Annotated in this window: 17 protein-coding genes; 15 read left to right on the forward strand and 2 right to left on the reverse strand. The window is 55.0% G+C overall.

Annotated elements, in window-relative coordinates:
• Positions 1 to 55: 55 nt before the first annotated feature.
• Positions 56 to 637, forward strand: coding sequence for a C-type lectin domain-containing protein (locus tag ACFO5Q_RS17925; protein WP_068145116.1), 582 nt, complete (start codon positions 56 to 58; stop codon positions 635 to 637).
• A 6-nt stretch (positions 638 to 643) separates the two neighbouring features.
• On the opposite strand, the gene hemB is transcribed toward ACFO5Q_RS17925, so the two are convergent.
• Complete coding sequence (hemB, locus tag ACFO5Q_RS17930; RefSeq protein WP_197420961.1) at positions 644 to 1,633, reverse strand: porphobilinogen synthase; 990 nt, start codon at positions 1,631 to 1,633, stop codon at positions 644 to 646.
• Between the two features lie 214 nt (positions 1,634 to 1,847).
• On the opposite strand from hemB, the gene ACFO5Q_RS17935 reads away from it, so the two are divergent.
• The 3 genes from ACFO5Q_RS17935 to ACFO5Q_RS17945 all read left to right on the forward strand — a co-directional run bounded on the left by ACFO5Q_RS17935 (position 1,848) and on the right by ACFO5Q_RS17945 (position 3,933).
• Positions 1,848 to 2,327, forward strand: coding sequence for a MarR family winged helix-turn-helix transcriptional regulator (locus ACFO5Q_RS17935; RefSeq protein WP_068145123.1), 480 nt, complete (start codon positions 1,848 to 1,850; stop codon positions 2,325 to 2,327).
• Between the two features lie 156 nt (positions 2,328 to 2,483).
• On the forward strand, positions 2,484 to 3,701 hold the full coding sequence (gene hemA, locus ACFO5Q_RS17940; RefSeq protein WP_068145177.1) for a 5-aminolevulinate synthase: 1,218 nt from the start codon (positions 2,484 to 2,486) through the stop codon (positions 3,699 to 3,701).
• A gap of 13 nt (positions 3,702 to 3,714) precedes the next feature.
• Positions 3,715 to 3,933: a DUF6898 family protein gene (locus tag ACFO5Q_RS17945; protein ID WP_068145127.1), complete on the forward strand. Its 219-nt coding sequence runs from the start codon at positions 3,715 to 3,717 to the stop codon at positions 3,931 to 3,933.
• Between the two features lie 49 nt (positions 3,934 to 3,982).
• On the opposite strand, the gene ACFO5Q_RS17950 is transcribed toward ACFO5Q_RS17945, so the two are convergent.
• Complete coding sequence (locus ACFO5Q_RS17950) at positions 3,983 to 4,399, reverse strand: MucR family transcriptional regulator (protein ID WP_068145129.1); 417 nt, start codon at positions 4,397 to 4,399, stop codon at positions 3,983 to 3,985.
• 275 nt (positions 4,400 to 4,674) lie between these two features.
• Between ACFO5Q_RS17950 and rpiB the strand changes: the two genes are divergently transcribed.
• From rpiB to ACFO5Q_RS18005, 11 genes are all read left to right on the forward strand, one after another.
• Entirely contained in the window at positions 4,675 to 5,112 is a 438-nt protein-coding gene (gene rpiB / locus ACFO5Q_RS17955) for a ribose 5-phosphate isomerase B (protein WP_068145132.1), read from the forward strand.
• Positions 5,113 to 5,162: 50 nt separating this feature from the next.
• Positions 5,163 to 6,455 (forward strand): serine hydroxymethyltransferase, encoded by a 1,293-nt coding sequence (glyA, locus tag ACFO5Q_RS17960; protein ID WP_068145135.1) that lies wholly within the window; start codon positions 5,163 to 5,165, stop codon positions 6,453 to 6,455.
• Between the two features lie 81 nt (positions 6,456 to 6,536).
• Positions 6,537 to 7,016 (forward strand): transcriptional regulator NrdR, encoded by a 480-nt coding sequence (gene nrdR / locus ACFO5Q_RS17965; protein ID WP_068145138.1) that lies wholly within the window; start codon positions 6,537 to 6,539, stop codon positions 7,014 to 7,016.
• Between the two features lie 13 nt (positions 7,017 to 7,029).
• Positions 7,030 to 8,124, forward strand: coding sequence for a bifunctional diaminohydroxyphosphoribosylaminopyrimidine deaminase/5-amino-6-(5-phosphoribosylamino)uracil reductase RibD (gene ribD, locus ACFO5Q_RS17970; protein WP_197420962.1), 1,095 nt, complete (start codon positions 7,030 to 7,032; stop codon positions 8,122 to 8,124).
• 9 nt (positions 8,125 to 8,133) lie between these two features.
• Positions 8,134 to 8,733: a riboflavin synthase gene (locus ACFO5Q_RS17975; protein ID WP_068145141.1), complete on the forward strand. Its 600-nt coding sequence runs from the start codon at positions 8,134 to 8,136 to the stop codon at positions 8,731 to 8,733.
• A gap of 4 nt (positions 8,734 to 8,737) precedes the next feature.
• Entirely contained in the window at positions 8,738 to 9,847 is a 1,110-nt protein-coding gene (gene ribB / locus ACFO5Q_RS17980) for a 3,4-dihydroxy-2-butanone-4-phosphate synthase (protein WP_068145143.1), read from the forward strand.
• Positions 9,848 to 9,913: 66 nt separating this feature from the next.
• A complete protein-coding gene (locus ACFO5Q_RS17985; RefSeq protein ID WP_068145145.1) occupies positions 9,914 to 10,354 on the forward strand; it encodes a 6,7-dimethyl-8-ribityllumazine synthase in 441 nt (146 codons plus the stop codon).
• Entirely contained in the window at positions 10,354 to 10,821 is a 468-nt protein-coding gene (gene nusB, locus ACFO5Q_RS17990) for a transcription antitermination factor NusB (RefSeq protein WP_068145148.1), read from the forward strand. The genes ACFO5Q_RS17985 and nusB overlap by 1 nt, the downstream gene beginning before the upstream one ends.
• 29 nt (positions 10,822 to 10,850) lie before the next feature.
• Positions 10,851 to 11,807, forward strand: a complete 957-nt coding sequence (gene thiL / locus ACFO5Q_RS17995; RefSeq protein WP_068145150.1) for a thiamine-phosphate kinase — start codon at positions 10,851 to 10,853, stop codon at positions 11,805 to 11,807.
• A 20-nt stretch (positions 11,808 to 11,827) separates the two neighbouring features.
• On the forward strand, positions 11,828 to 12,328 hold the full coding sequence (locus tag ACFO5Q_RS18000) for a hypothetical protein (protein ID WP_068145154.1): 501 nt from the start codon (positions 11,828 to 11,830) through the stop codon (positions 12,326 to 12,328).
• A gap of 231 nt (positions 12,329 to 12,559) precedes the next feature.
• Positions 12,560 to 14,644: a sodium-translocating pyrophosphatase gene (locus tag ACFO5Q_RS18005; RefSeq protein ID WP_068145156.1), complete on the forward strand. Its 2,085-nt coding sequence runs from the start codon at positions 12,560 to 12,562 to the stop codon at positions 14,642 to 14,644.
• The last annotated feature ends 120 nt before the right edge of the window (positions 14,645 to 14,764 follow it).

The following is a 14,764-nucleotide window of genomic DNA, read 5'->3' on the forward strand; positions in this document are numbered from 1 at the left end:
TTCATTTGCTATAATAGTATGGCACAGAAGGTGCGTCTTTGAACAAGGAGGGCCTATGTCTGGGATTGGTGCAACACTTGCTGTGATGATGATGCTTTTTCAAGGCATTGACGATACAGGCACGGCTGTGGCCCGCCCCATTGGAGAAGTTCACCTGAACGAAACCTCAGGCAGCTATTTCCAAGTATTCGAATTCTATGGCAAGCCACCCCACACCTGGCGCCATGCAAAGCGCATGGTTCGCGGGTATCTTTACGAAGGCAGGGAAGGGCAGCTCGCCACCATCAAGGATGTGGAGACCCATTATTTCCTGTTGCTGAATTTTCCAATGATGCGAACAAGCGCCATGTGGATTGGATTGAGTGCGACCTGTAACGAAACCGCAGACCTGGCCTGGGTTGATGGTGCGAAACTGGCGGATCAGTCTTTCCGGGGGTTTGGCGATGGCGCGCTCAGGGATATCAGCCGTACTTGTCGCAGTCGTAAGGACAGCGGTATGGAAATCCCAATATTTTACGAACCTGACGCTTTCGGTGTACGCTGGCAAAAGGGCACGGATAGGCAGAATTTGACCTATATGATGGTCGAATTCCCAAAACCAGCGGACGCGGCGAGCGAAGAAGCAGAGCAGGAATAGCCTTCGCTAGTCCTGCAATAGTTTCGCCGCCATGGGCGCGAAATAGGTCAGAATGCCATTGGCGCCTGCGCGTTTGAAGGCCAGCAGCGATTCCATCATCACCGCGTCCTGATCCAACCAACCATTCTGGGCCGCGGCCATCAGCATCGCGTATTCACCCGATACTTGATAGGCATATGTGGGGACGCCGAAAATGTCTTTCACATCGCGCACGATATCAAGGTACGGCATGCCGGGTTTGACCATCACGCTGTCGGCGCCTTCAAGGATATCCTGTTCAACCTCCCGAAGGGCCTCGGCGCGGTTGGCTGGGTCCATCTGGTAGGTTTTCTTGTCGCCCTTCAGGGCCCCCTTGCTGCCAACGGCATCTCGGAACGGCCCATAGAAAGCAGACGCATATTTGGCGCTGTAGGCCATGATCTGCACTTGCTGGAAACCAGCTTTGTCCAATTCGCCGCGAATTGCACCGACACGGCCATCCATCATGTCGGAAGGCGCAATGATGTCAGCCCCGGCTTCAGCCTGGACCACCGCTTGCTGGACCAGAATGCCCACTGTTTCGTCATTCAGGATAACGCCGTCTTCCACAAGCCCGTCCTGGCCGTGGCTGGTATAGGGGTCTAGCGCCACATCGGCCATTAGGCCAATTTCCGGCACGGCGTCCTTGATGGCGCGCATAGCCGTGTTGATCAGATTGTCTGGGTTGAGGGCTTCGTCACCCCGTTCATCGCGCTTGCCCGTTGGCGTGTTCGGGAACAGTGCGATACAGGGAATGCCCATGTTGGCTGCTTCCTTGGCCGCATTCACTGCCGCATCAACAGACAGGCGGTTCACGCCGGGCATGGATGCCACCGGTTCTATCACGTCTTTCCCTTCACGGATAAATATCGGCCAAATCAGGTCGTCCACTGACAGATGGTTCTCCCGTACCATGCGGCGGGACCAATCTGTGGCGCGGGGGCGGCGGAGACGAGTGGAAGGAAAACGGGCAGTCATAAAGCGATCCTTGCTGAAATTTTCGCGCATCTTAGGCACGCTAACTTCTGTTTGTCACGGCTTGCTGTAAATTTGGTGTAATTTGTCGCATGGGGTGGCCATTCGTCCTTAAAATACTTCAAATTTTAGCATTAATAATCCGTTAGGACTTGTAGAGCAGATTGTTTTTAGTCAAGATTCACTAAAAATCTTCTCGAAAAGTCAGGCAAATACAATGAGCGGTTACGATTTTAACGATCCAAAGTTCCTATTTCTCGACATTCTGAGCCTTGTTGAGCGTCTTCACAGGCGACTTCTTGATGTTTTGAAGAACCATATGGAGCATATCGGCTGCAACGACCTGAACCCTGTTCAGGCCTTGCTTCTTCATAATATCGGTGAGAATGAAATGACTGCCGGTGAACTGAAGACTCGCGGTTATTATCAGGGTTCCAATGTTTCCTATAACCTTAAAAAGCTGGTGGAAATGGGATATCTGCGCCATGAACGGTCGGATTATGACCGTCGCGCGGTCCGCATTTCGCTGACCGATAAAGGGTATGAGATCCGGAAACTGATCGATGATCTCTACAAGCAGCACCTTGACGAGCTGATGCAGGACGACCTGATCAACCATGATGAGTTGAAAAATTTGCGGAAAAACCTGCGCAACCTTGAACGCTACTGGTCTGACAAGCTACACTTCGGTCTATAGAGCGTCGGACCAGGCAAAAAAGACTGGCCTTGCATTCGGGCCAGTCTATTTTTATATGCAGGTGCGACATTTTCGACGCTGGACGTTAAGCGCAGCATTGCGTTAAGAAGAGCGCGCCGATACAATTCGGATAGCTGCAAGCGAATGGACTGCCTGATGGATTATAAAAAGATCTTTGCTGACGCGATTGAAGCCGTACGCCAGGAAGGACGCTACCGCGTCTTTGCTGACATCTCGCGCGAGCGCGGCAATTTCCCAAGGGCGGTACGCCACGATGCCGGAGATAATGCCCGGGCGATCACCGTTTGGTGCTCGAACGACTATCTCGGCATGGGGCAGCATGAAACTGTGATCGGCGCCATGCACAAGGCGCTTGATGAGACAGGCGCAGGTGCAGGCGGCACACGCAACATCGCAGGCACAAACCATTACCATGTTCTGCTTGAGGAAGAGCTTGCGGACTTGCACGGCAAGGAAGCCGCGCTTCTCTTTACCTCTGGCTATATTTCCAATGAAGCGACCCTGTCGACGGTAGCCAAGCTGCTGCCGGGCTGCATTGTTTATTCTGACGAGATGAACCATGCATCCATGATCCAGGGCATCAGGAACAGTGGCGCGAAGAAACATATCTTCCGTCATAATGACCTTGAGCATCTCGAAGAACTTCTGGCAGCAAGCGACCCGTCTGCGCCGAAGTTGATAGCTTTTGAATCCGTCTATTCCATGGACGGTGACATCGCGCCGATTGGCAGGATCTGCGACTTGGCGGACAAATACGGCGCCATGACCTATCTGGACGAAGTGCATGCCGTGGGCCTTTATGGCAAGCGCGGCGGCGGTGTGTCTGAGCGTGACGGTGTTGCCGAGCGGCTAACCATCATCGAAGGCACGCTTGGCAAGGCGTTTGGTGTGATGGGTGGCTATATCACTGCCTCCAAGGCACTCGTGGATGTTGTTCGTAGCTATGCTTCGGGCTTTATTTTCACCACAGCGCTGAGCCCTGTTTTGGCGGCTGGCGCCTTGGCGAGTATTCGCCACCTGAAGGCCAGCAATGCAGAGCGTGAGCAGCATCAGGAACGGGCTGCGAAACTGAAGGCACTGTTGAAAGACGCCAACCTGCCGGTGATGGACAGCGAAAGCCACATCGTGCCGGTGTTCATTGGTGATCCGGTGTTGTGCAAGGATGTTTCAGACATTTTGCTGAATGAATTTGGCATTTATGTTCAACCGATCAATTACCCGACGGTCCCACGGGGGACTGAGCGCCTGCGTTTTACGCCAGGCCCGCTTCATGACGACAATGTTATGGAAGCCCTGGTGGCGGCTCTTAGCGAAGTTTGGGGGCGCCTGCATCTCAAGCGCGAGGTAGGCTGAAGGGGAAGGCCAGATGGCTTCGCCTGATAGTGTCATCGTTGAATTTGTCCGTGTTGGGAACTCCATACGCGTCAGTGCCGTTTGTACGCGCACGGGACGTGAGGTGCAGATTGTCGGCGATCCGCGTGCCAGCCAGAAAGAGCTGGAGGCCATCGCGGTCAGAAAGCTGCGCTATGTGATGGAACGTGACGCCAAAAAGGCAGAGGCACAAAAAAAGGGGCTGACCATATAGGTTGCCCCTTTGTTGGTTTTTTCTAGGCCAGATCTAGCGTTTCTTGCCCTTAACGCTTCTTCCCAAGGCCGATTTTCTTGGCGAATTCAGACCGTTTGGCGGCGTAATTTGGTGCCACCATGGGGTAGTCTACTGGCAGGCCCCATTTCGCGCGATACTCTTCCGGCGTCATGCCATAGCGGGTACGCAGGTACCGTTTCAGCATCTTAAGTTTCTTGCCGTCTTCAAGGCAGATAATATGGTCATTGGTGTATGACTTGTTCACCGGTACGGCCGGCTTCTGGCTGCTAGAGCCATTAGCGCCGGGTTGTCCACCAAGTCCCGTAAGGGTGGAATGCACTGTCTTGATAACTTCGGGCAGATCACCTGAATCAACTGTATTGTTGCTGACATAGGCTGCGACAATATCTGTCACAAGACCCAGCATCAGCTCGCCTGAATCGGTTGGAGTGTCAAAAGTCGACATTAATTCGTTGCTCCAATTTCTTAAGTTTTTCGAGCTTTTATTGCCGCATTTTGTTGGTGATTACAACATCAAATGGTTGTTCTTTCACAATTTATTTGTTAATAAACAGTTAACCATGATGCCGCCAAGTAATACTTCCGCTTAATTGTATAATTAGTGAATTTCATACATGCCGCTTGATGCGCGCTTGGGTTCCAGCCTTTTATATGATAATCAGGCCGCGTTTTCCCGACGCAGCTCTATGCTGCGAGCCCCTTTGACCTATGAGGCGTACAATGGCATCCGAGACAATTGCAATTGCTTGCGATCACGCAGGTTTTGACCTGAAAGAGTCCCTTAAAAAAGAGCTGACTGAGCGCGGCTTTGACGTGTTGGATTTGGGCACAAACGGCCCGGATTCTGTTGATTACCCAGATTTTGGCGTAGCCATGGGTGATGCGATCGCAGAAGGCAAGGTAAGACGGGGTGTGCTTGTATGTGGGTCCGGTATCGGAATATCCATCGCAGCCAACAGGAACCCCGCGGTGCGGGCTGCACTCTGCCAGAACGGATTGATGGCCAAGCTTAGCCGCCAACATAATGACGCCAACGTACTGGCGCTTGGTTCTCGCCTTATCGGTATTGAAACCGCAATTGACTGCCTCGATGCATTCCTGAATACAGCCTTTGAAGGCGGCCGCCACCAAAGGCGAGTCGACAAACTGGGCGCATAAAGCTAAACCCGACATACTTGTTTATCTATATTCGTAAGGGCCCACCAACGATGACTAGTTTTACCCAACCAGGTTTCTTTACTTCCCATCTGTCCGAAACCGATCCAGAACTTTTGAATTCCGTAACTGGCGAACTCGAGCGCCAGCAAGGTCAGATTGAACTGATCGCCTCTGAAAATATCGTCAGCCGTGCTGTACTTGAAGTCCAAGGCTCTGTTCTGACCAACAAATATGCGGAAGGGTATCCTGGCCGCCGCTATTATCAGGGCTGTCATCACGTGGATGTGGCAGAAAACCTTGCTATCGAACGTGCTAAGAAGCTGTTTGATGCAGGCTTCGTGAACGTGCAGCCACACTCTGGCGCGCAAGCGAACGGTGCGGTGATGCTGGCGCTGGCAAAGCCAGGCGACACCATCATGGGTATGAGCCTGGATGCCGGCGGCCACCTGACACATGGCGCAGCCCCGGCGCTTTCCGGTAAATGGTTCAATGCAGTTCAGTATGGCGTTCGCCGCGAAGACGCGCAGATCGATTATGATCAGGTTGCGGAAATGGCGCTTGAGCACAAGCCAAGCATCATTATCGCTGGCGGCTCGGCCTACCCACGCGTGATTGACTTCAAGCGCTTCCGCGAGATCGCCGACAGCGTCGACGCGCTGTTGATGGTCGATATGGCACACTTTGCCGGCCTTGTGGCTGGCGGTGTGCACCCGAACCCGCTTGAGTATGCTGATGTTGTAACCACAACGACCCACAAAACGCTGCGTGGCCCACGTGGCGGTATGATCCTTACCAACCGTGAGGATATTTCCAAGAAGATCAACTCTGCAGTATTCCCTGGCCTGCAGGGCGGCCCGCTGATGCATGTGATTGCTGCCAAGGCCGTGGCGTTCGGTGAAGCGCTGCGCCCTGAATTCAAGGAATACGCGGCGCAAGTGGTAAAGAATGCGAAAGTTCTGGCTGACAAACTGAAAGCCAATGGCTTTGATATCGTCTCTGGTGGCACCGATACGCACGTTGTGCTGGTTGACCTGCGTCCGAAGGGGCTGACGGGCAAGGCAGCTGACGAGGCGCTTGAGCGCGCTCACATGACCTGTAACAAGAATGGTGTTCCGTTTGATCCGGAGAAGCCGTTTATCACTTCAGGCATCCGTCTGGGGACGCCTGCGGGCACGACCCGCGGCTTCGGTGAAGAAGAGTTCGGGCAGATCGCTGACATGATTACGGAAGTGCTCGATGGTCTGGCTGCCAACCCTGAAAACAACGATGCAGCAGAAGCCGTAGCGCGCGATAAGGTCGCTGCCCTTTGTGCACGCTTCCCAATCTATAGTGAACTCGGATAAGCTTGATCACAAGATGGTGTGGGTGCATTATCCCCACACCATCACTGACCAAAATAAGATTCCAGGGGAGTAGGGGGCGTTATGCGTTGTCCGTTTTGTCAAAACGAAGACACTCAGGTTAAGGACAGCCGTCCGACAGACGACAAGTCTGCGATCCGGCGTCGGCGGTTCTGTCCAGCATGTGGGGCAAGGTTCACTACATTTGAGCGTGTTCAACTGCGTGAACTGACAGTAATCAAAAAGACTGGCCGGCGAGTGCCCTTTGAGCGCGCCAAGCTCGAACGCTCTCTTGATATCTCGTTGCGCAAACGTCCGGTTGATCCGGATCGGGTTGAACGGATGATCAATGGAATCGTACGCCGACTCGAATCAATGGGTGAGAACGAGATTGATTCGGGTGAAATTGGTCGTTTAGTCATGGAAGGGCTCGAGAGCCTCGATCAAGTCGCATATGTGCGTTACGCGTCCGTATACAGAAACTTCCGCGAAGCCTCGGATTTTGAAAAATTCCTGGGCAAGATGACTGGCACGGAAGACGAGGCCTTTTCCGAAGAACCCTGATAGGGAGGCTTGATTGGCGTCAGCATCACTTGATCAATCCTATATGAAGGCTGCGCTTGGGCTTGCCCGGCGTGGCCTTGGTAATGTTGCCCCCAATCCGGCTGTTGGCTGTATCCTGGTAAAAGATGGTTTGGTTGTTGGCCGTGGCTGGACCCAGCCGGGCGGTCGGCCGCATGCTGAAACTGTGGCGCTGGCGCAGGCTGGTGCCGCAGCAGAAGGCGCGACAGCCTATGTCACACTGGAGCCTTGTGCCCACCACGGTGAAACCGGCCCCTGTGCAGAGGCCTTGGTTGCGGCGGGCATCAGCCGCTGTGTGATTGCGGTTTCTGATCCCGATATGCGGGTTTCGGGAAAGGGCATAGCCATTCTCGCCAAAGCCGGTATCGAAACTGTGAACGGGGTTTGTGAAAAAGAAGCGGCTGAACTGAACCGCGGGTTTTTCTGGCGTGTCAGCCGTAATAGGCCGCTGTTCACACTGAAGATGGCCAGCAGCCTTGATGGTCGGATCGCCCTTGAAAACGGCGAAAGCAAGTGGATAACGGGGGTAGAAGCGCGGGCGTATGGCCATATGCTGCGCGCGCGCCATGACGGCATCCTCGTTGGGATAGGTACCGTTCTAGCTGACGATCCTTCGTTGGATTGCCGGTTGCCTGGATTGGAATTGCATTCGCCAGTGCCTATCGTGCTGGATACCGGATTGAGGCTGTCGCCATCGCACAAGTTGGCGGAATGGGCGTCTGTGCGCGGTACAATTCTTATCCATCAAGTGCGGGACGCTGCCAAAGAGAAGGCGCTTCAGGAAAAAGGCGTGGATACAGTCGCGGTTGATGACACCCGTGATCTTGAAGAGGTATCAGCTGTTTTGGCAGGGCGCGGCCTCACGAGGGTACTGGTTGAAGGTGGGGGGCAGGTGCATGCCTCTTTTCTGAAAGCAGGAATTGCCGACAGGGTCGAGCATTTCTGCGCTGGTAAAGCCATCGGTGCAGAGGGAAGGCCGGCAATTGGACCCCTTGGCCTTGCCAGCTTGGGGGATGCGCCCCATTTTAATCTTCATGCAATTCGGCATCTGGGGCCGGATATACTTGCATCATACGTTAAGGCGGAGTAACTCAGGCGCATGTTTACCGGAATTGTTACAGATGTAGGGCGCATTCGCGCCGTTGAAGGCGGCGCAGACAAACGCGTGACGCTTGAAACTGCCTTTGATATGTCCTCAGTGGACATTGGCGCCTCCATTGCCTGCGCGGGTGTTTGCCTGACGGTGGTGGATAAAGACAATGGCTGGTTTGCTGTCGACGTTTCCGCCGAAACGCTGAAGGTCACGAACCTGGGTGACTGGGCTGAGGGCACAGAAGTCAACCTTGAGCGTTCCCTGAAATTGGGCGACGAATTGGGCGGCCATATCGTGACCGGCCACGTGGACTGTACAGGCCAGATTGTGCGCTTTGACGAGTTGGGTGAGTCTGTGGTCATGGAGATTGCAATCCCGGCAGATCACGGCACGTTCGTAGCCCAGAAGGGAAGCATCACCATCGACGGCGCTTCGCTGACAGTCAACGCGGTCGCAGACGAAGGCGGTGTAACACGTTTCTCCATCAATTTGATCCCGCATACACAGGCGGTTACCAGCTTCAGGAACAGCAAGCTTGGGGACACCGTGAATGTGGAGTTTGATATTCTGGCGCGGTATGTAGCGCGCCTGCAAAGCAGAGGGTAAGACAGTGTCAGAGAGTTTCCTGTCACCAATTGAAGATGTCATTGAGGATGCGCGCAACGGGCGCATGTACATCCTGGTGGACGATGAAGACCGCGAAAACGAAGGTGACTTGATCATCCCGGCGCAGATGGCGACACCTGACGCGATCAATTTCATGGCCAAATATGGCCGCGGCCTGATTTGCCTGCCGATGACGCGTCAGCGCATCGAAGAGCTTAAGCTGCCGCAGATGAGTAATAACAACCAGGCGCGTAATCAGACTGCCTTCACTGTATCCATTGAGGCCAAGCAAGGTGTCACCACCGGTATTTCGGCGGCGGACCGGGCGCATACCATCTCCGTTGCCATCGATAGCTCCAAGGGCGCAGACGATCTTGCGACGCCTGGCCATGTGTTCCCACTGATGGCGCAGGATGGTGGCGTGCTGATGCGCGCAGGGCATACGGAAGCATCTGTCGATATTTCCCGTCTTGCAGGCCTCAACCCGTCTGCCGTGATCTGTGAGATCATGAAGGACGACGGCACCATGGCACGCCTGCCGGACCTGATCCCCTTTGCCAAGGAACATGGCCTGAAGGTTGCGACGATCCGAGACCTTATCGCTTACCGCCTCAGGAATGATGTGTTGGTGGAGCGGGCGTCCGAAAGCGATTTTGTCCGCCAGAGCGGCAAAAAGTGGAAAGTGCTGGTTTATCGCTCCACGGCTGACACGCGCGAGACTGTAGCGCTGGTTCTGGGCGATATCGATGGGAGCAAACCGACACCCGTTCGGATGCATGCCCTCAACCCGTTTGAAGACCTTCTGGGCATGGACCATCCCCGTAGCGGCCAGCTACAGCGCGCCATGAATGCGATTGAGGACGACGGCCAAGGCGTGGTCGTTTTGTTCCCGGGACAAATTGCCATTCGTCCGTCGCAGTTGCTGGAAGGCACGCCGCCAGAGGAAGACGGCAAGGAGCGGGCGCTCAAGGATATCGGGCTGGGCTCGCAGATCCTGCTCGATATCGGCGTTCGTCACATGATTCTCTATTCCAACAGCCCGAACCACTATGTTGGTCTTGATGGCTACGGCCTGGATATCGTAGAACAGCGGAAAATTCCCGACGCCGAATAGTTGGCGCCAAAGATATTATTTAGCCGCATGTCCCCGGACCTGTCGGCCCTTCCAAGGATAAAACAGATGGCGAAGCCTCATATTCTGATTGTCGAAGCGAAATTTTACGCGGACCTCGCCGACGAGTTGGCGGCTGGCGCCATCGAAGCCATTGAGGCTGCTGATTGCACCTGGGACCGCTATGACGTGCCGGGAGCGCTGGAAATTCCGGCGGCAATCAAGTTTGCCCATGCCGGCGAAAAGGCGCATTTCGACGGCTATGTTGCCCTCGGCTGTGTGATCCGCGGTGAGACCACGCATTATGATTATGTCTGCGGTGAAAGTGCGCGCGGTTTGATGGACCTGACACTCAGGGAAAATCTGGCCATCGGTAACGGCATTCTGACCGTTGAGGATTGGGACCAGGCATGGGCGCGGGCGAAACGCGACCAGAAGAATAAAGGGGCAGGGGCGGCTCAAGCTGCACTTGCCATGATCGGACTGAAGCAGAGTTTTGGAGTAGAATAATGTCCGCAGGATCAAGAACACCAAAGGTTGGCGGCCCACGCAGCGCAGCACGTCTTGCGGCCGTTCAGGCCCTTTACCAGCTGGACATGTCTGACGAGCCAAAGGCCAAGATGGTGGTGGAAGAATATGTCAATCACCGGCTGGGCCAGGAAATTGAAGGCGACCAGTATGTGGCCGCTGACGCCAATCTGTTTAGCGATGTGGTGCTTGGGGCGTGGGAACGCCGCGAGGAAATCGACGAGACGCTCAAAGGTTGCCTGTCATCCGATTGGCCGCTTGACCGCCTTGAAAAGCTGATTCACGCGATCTTCCGCGCCGGCGGGTACGAGCTTGTTGCGCGCCCCGATGTGCCGACCGCGGTGATCATCAACGAATATGTCGATGTGGCGCACGGTTTCTATGAGCGTACAGAAGCCTCTTTCGTGAACGGCGTGCTGGACAAATTTGCCAAAGCCGTACGCACCTAGCGTGTGCCCCGGCAGAAGGCGGAGAGCTAATGGCCGGAGAGTTTGATCTTATCGCAACCTATTTTCGACCGCTGGCCGGGCCCGAGGGGCTGGGGCTGGTGGATGACGCCGCATGTGTAACGGTGTCAGGTGGGGCTGACCTTATTGTCACGAAGGACCTGATTGTCGAAGGCGTTCATTTTATTGGCGACGAACCGGCACAGGACATTGCCTGGAAAGCGCTGGCAGTCAATTTGTCGGACCTCGCGGCCAAAGGGGCCGCACCAAGCCTTTATTTTCTGGGGCTGAGCCTGCCTGCAGACCGGCCGGAAGCCTGGGTGGCGGAGTTCGCTTCTGGGCTTCGGGCATGCCAGGACGCTTTTGGTGTCCGCCTCGCGGGCGGTGACACAACAGCCAGCAGAAGCGGCGTGACGATCAGCATCACAGCGATGGGTTCCTTGCCGTCCGGAACAATGATTACCCGGTCCGGTGCGACCGTTGGTAACGACATTTACGTTTCCGGCAGCCTTGGCGATGCTGCTCTTGGGCTGAAGATGGTGCAGGGCGACCTGGATTGCGCCCCAGCCCTCAGGGATCGATACCTGCGCCCCATGCCGCGTGTTGGCCTTGGGCAGATGCTGCGGGGTGTGGCGAGTGCATGCGCCGACGTATCTGATGGCCTTCTGGCCGACCTTGGGCATATCTGCGCTGCGTCGGGAGTTGGCGCTCGGGTTGACCAAGTCTGTCTGCCGCTTTCAGGTGATGCTGCAACACTTGTGGGCCGGGATTCCGCGTTGTGGCCCTGTGTTTACTCGGGCGGGGATGATTATGAACTGGTGTTCACTGCGCCGCGCGAACAGGCTGAGCATTTGGTGCGGATTGCGAGGGACTGCGATGTTCCCCTTATGCGCATTGGTGTGATTGAGGCAGGCAATGAGTGCCATCTTGTTGATCCGGAAGGCAATCTGGTGCAGTCTGCCCATCAAGGATATCAACATTTTCGATAACAGGACCGAGGGTTTAGTCAATGTCGCAAGATGACGTGTCGATGGATTCAGGCTCAAGTTCGGGCAAATTGTTTCTGCTTCTTGGGCTTTTAGGCGGTATCGCAATCGGGGGCGGTCTTGGCTTTTATTATTTCAAAACCATGGTCCCGGAAGGTGAGGAACAGGTCGTAGAAAAGAAAAAGCCCAAGGGCCCTATGCAGACAATAGGGTTTGAGCGCATTGCGGTGCCAATCTACCTCAAGAGCCAGAATACAACGCGGTTTGTTGGCAATTATTTTGTTGATCTGGCCGTACAAGTATACGGCAACGAGAACCAGATACTGGTTAAACGGTCGCAGCCCCAGTTGCAGCATGCCTTCATCTCTGCCATTAGCCAGAGTGACCTGATGCGCGAGGACTCACCACTGCAGCTGGACCACGACAAGGTCGCAGCTGTCCTGAAGAAAAAGGCTGCTGAAGTTGTCGGCCCGGGTGTTGTGGAAAATATCTCTATTCTGAATACCATGCGCCTGTCGCAATAAACGGCGGGAAAGCGGGAAATATGAAAGGCGCTGCGGTTTTGCGGCGCCTTCTGCATTTTTAGATGGTTGAAACTATCGAAAATGCTTCCTAAGGTAATTACCGACCAACCTGTTGTCAGGAGTTTTAGGGGTTTGTCTACTAGAATGAATGAGCAGGGCGGACATGTGGGGAGTATCTCTGCCCGATAAGCTCAACACTACTTGGGTTTGGTTCAAGGGAGGGAGTTTCCCATGGAAGTATTGTACGCCGCGATTGCATGCGGCGTTGCTGCCGTTCTGTACGGCATTGTAACGCGTCAGTCTATTCTATCATCCAGTGCAGGCAGTGAGAAAATGCAGGAGATCGCCGGGGCCATCCAGGCTGGCGCTCAGGCATATCTCAACCGTCAGTATCGCACCATCGCCATGGTTGGCGTTGTCGTGGCGATTGGGCTGTATCTGGCTCTCGGCCATCTGGCCGCAGCTGGTTTCCTTATCGGCGCCATTCTATCTGGCGTGGCAGGCTACATCGGCATGCTGATTTCCGTTAAGGCGAACGTGCGCACCACTGAGGCCGCGAGCAACAGCCTGCAGGCCGGCCTGACCATCGCTTTCCGCTCCGGTGCTGTAACAGGCATGCTGGTTGCGGGCCTCGCGCTTCTGGCGGTCGCTGGCTATTATTATATCCTGATTGGGCCGCTTGGTATTGAAGCCACAGACCGTGCTGTGATCGATGCTCTGGTGTCGCTCGGCTTTGGGGCGTCATTGATTTCCATTTTCGCCCGTCTGGGTGGCGGTATCTTTACCAAAGGCGCCGATGTGGGCGCTGACCTGGTTGGTAAAGTGGAAGCCGGTATCCCGGAAGACGATCCGCGGAACCCAGCGGTTATCGCAGATAACGTGGGGGACAATGTTGGTGACTGTGCCGGTATGGCAGCGGACCTTTTTGAAACTTACGTTGTAACTATCGGTGCCACCATGGTGCTGTCCGCACTCTTCCTGAAGATGGGTGCCGCAGACATTATGCAGCTTCCGCTCATCATTGGTGGCGGGTGCATCCTGACATCGATCATCGGCACCTATTTCGTGAAGCTGGGTAAGTCGCAGTCCATCATGGGTGCGCTTTATAAGGGCTTCATCGTGACGGCTGTGTTGTCGGCGATTGTAATGTGGTTCGCGATGGATTGGGCGCTCGGCGACATGGAGCGTACTTTCACGACTTCCGCGGCCACCTTCACCGGTCGTGACCTATACTATTGCGGACTGGTCGGGCTTATCGTGACCGGGGTGATCATCTGGATTACAGAATATTATACGGGTACGGATTATCGTCCTGTGCGGTCGATCGCGAAGTCATCCGAAACCGGCCACGGCACCAACGTGATCCAGGGGCTTGCTATTTCCCTTGAGTCCACGGCGCTGCCAACTCTGGTGATCTGTGCAGGCATCATCGTTGCCTACCAGCTGGCGGGCATCCTTGGCCTTGGTTTTGCTGCAACGGCGATGTTGGCGCTTGCGGGTATGGTTGTCGCTCTGGACGCCTATGGCCCCGTTACCGACAACGCTGGCGGCATTGCCGAAATGGCTGGTCTTGACGAGACAGTTCGGGGCCGGACTGATGCGCTTGACGCCGTGGGCAACACCACCAAGGCTGTAACCAAGGGCTATGCTATCGGTTCTGCAGGCCTTGCCGCGCTTGTGCTGTTCGGTGCCTACACGGCTGACCTCAACACATACTTCTCGGACGTTACGGTCGATTTCGGCCTGTCTAACCCGTATGTGGTTGTAGGGCTCTTCCTGGGCGCTATGCTGCCGTATCTCTTCGGTGCAATGGGCATGACGGCAGTTGGTCGTGCCGGTGGTGCAGTGGTAGAGGAAGTGCGCGAGCAGTTCCGCAACAACCCTGGCATCATGGAAGGTACGTCCAAGCCGGATTATGCACGCTCCGTTGACCTGCTGACTAAAGCAGCGATCAAGGAGATGATCATTCCAAGCCTGCTGCCAGTTGCAGCACCAGTGATTACCTATTTCCTGATCAATGCCATTGCAGGGCAGGCGGCTGCATTTGCAGCTCTTGGCGCCCTTCTTCTGGGCGTGATCGTTGGCGGCCTCTTTGTGGCACTGTCCATGACCGCCGGTGGTGGCGCATGGGATAACGCCAAGAAGTACATTGAGGACGGTAATCACGGCGGTAAGGGTTCTGAGGCTCACAAGGCTGCAGTAACCGGCGATACTGTCGGCGATCCATACAAGGATACCGCTGGCCCAGCTGTGAACCCAATGATCAAGATCACCAACATCGTTGCACTTCTGCTGTTGGCCATGCTGGCCCACTAGAAGGATTTGTGATCCGAAAACAGAAAGCCCCGGCATTGCCGGGGCTTATACATTGAGAGGCACGAAGATTTGTTATGATCTTCGTGCCTCTTTGATTTTGAACAGGGGGTGGCCACCCCC

This window comes from Kordiimonas lipolytica (genome assembly GCF_042651265.1).
Taxonomy (GTDB): Bacteria; Pseudomonadota; Alphaproteobacteria; order Sphingomonadales; family Kordiimonadaceae; genus Kordiimonas; species Kordiimonas lipolytica.

Coding starts and splice junctions, on each gene's coding strand:
- ACFO5Q_RS17925 (WP_068145116.1), top strand. CDS start 56: ATGTCTGGGATTGGTGCAACACTTGCTGTGATGATGATGCTTTTTCAA.
- hemB (WP_197420961.1), bottom strand. CDS start 1,633: ATGACTGCCCGTTTTCCTTCCACTCGTCTCCGCCGCCCCCGCGCCACA.
- ACFO5Q_RS17935 (WP_068145123.1), top strand. CDS start 1,848: ATGAGCGGTTACGATTTTAACGATCCAAAGTTCCTATTTCTCGACATT.
- hemA (WP_068145177.1), top strand. CDS start 2,484: ATGGATTATAAAAAGATCTTTGCTGACGCGATTGAAGCCGTACGCCAG.
- ACFO5Q_RS17945 (WP_068145127.1), top strand. CDS start 3,715: ATGGCTTCGCCTGATAGTGTCATCGTTGAATTTGTCCGTGTTGGGAAC.
- ACFO5Q_RS17950 (WP_068145129.1), bottom strand. CDS start 4,399: ATGTCGACTTTTGACACTCCAACCGATTCAGGCGAGCTGATGCTGGGT.
- rpiB (WP_068145132.1), top strand. CDS start 4,675: ATGGCATCCGAGACAATTGCAATTGCTTGCGATCACGCAGGTTTTGAC.
- glyA (WP_068145135.1), top strand. CDS start 5,163: ATGACTAGTTTTACCCAACCAGGTTTCTTTACTTCCCATCTGTCCGAA.
- nrdR (WP_068145138.1), top strand. CDS start 6,537: ATGCGTTGTCCGTTTTGTCAAAACGAAGACACTCAGGTTAAGGACAGC.
- ACFO5Q_RS17975 (WP_068145141.1), top strand. CDS start 8,134: ATGTTTACCGGAATTGTTACAGATGTAGGGCGCATTCGCGCCGTTGAA.
- ACFO5Q_RS17985 (WP_068145145.1), top strand. CDS start 9,914: ATGGCGAAGCCTCATATTCTGATTGTCGAAGCGAAATTTTACGCGGAC.
- nusB (WP_068145148.1), top strand. CDS start 10,354: ATGTCCGCAGGATCAAGAACACCAAAGGTTGGCGGCCCACGCAGCGCA.
- thiL (WP_068145150.1), top strand. CDS start 10,851: ATGGCCGGAGAGTTTGATCTTATCGCAACCTATTTTCGACCGCTGGCC.
- ACFO5Q_RS18000 (WP_068145154.1), top strand. CDS start 11,828: ATGTCGCAAGATGACGTGTCGATGGATTCAGGCTCAAGTTCGGGCAAA.
- ACFO5Q_RS18005 (WP_068145156.1), top strand. CDS start 12,560: ATGGAAGTATTGTACGCCGCGATTGCATGCGGCGTTGCTGCCGTTCTG.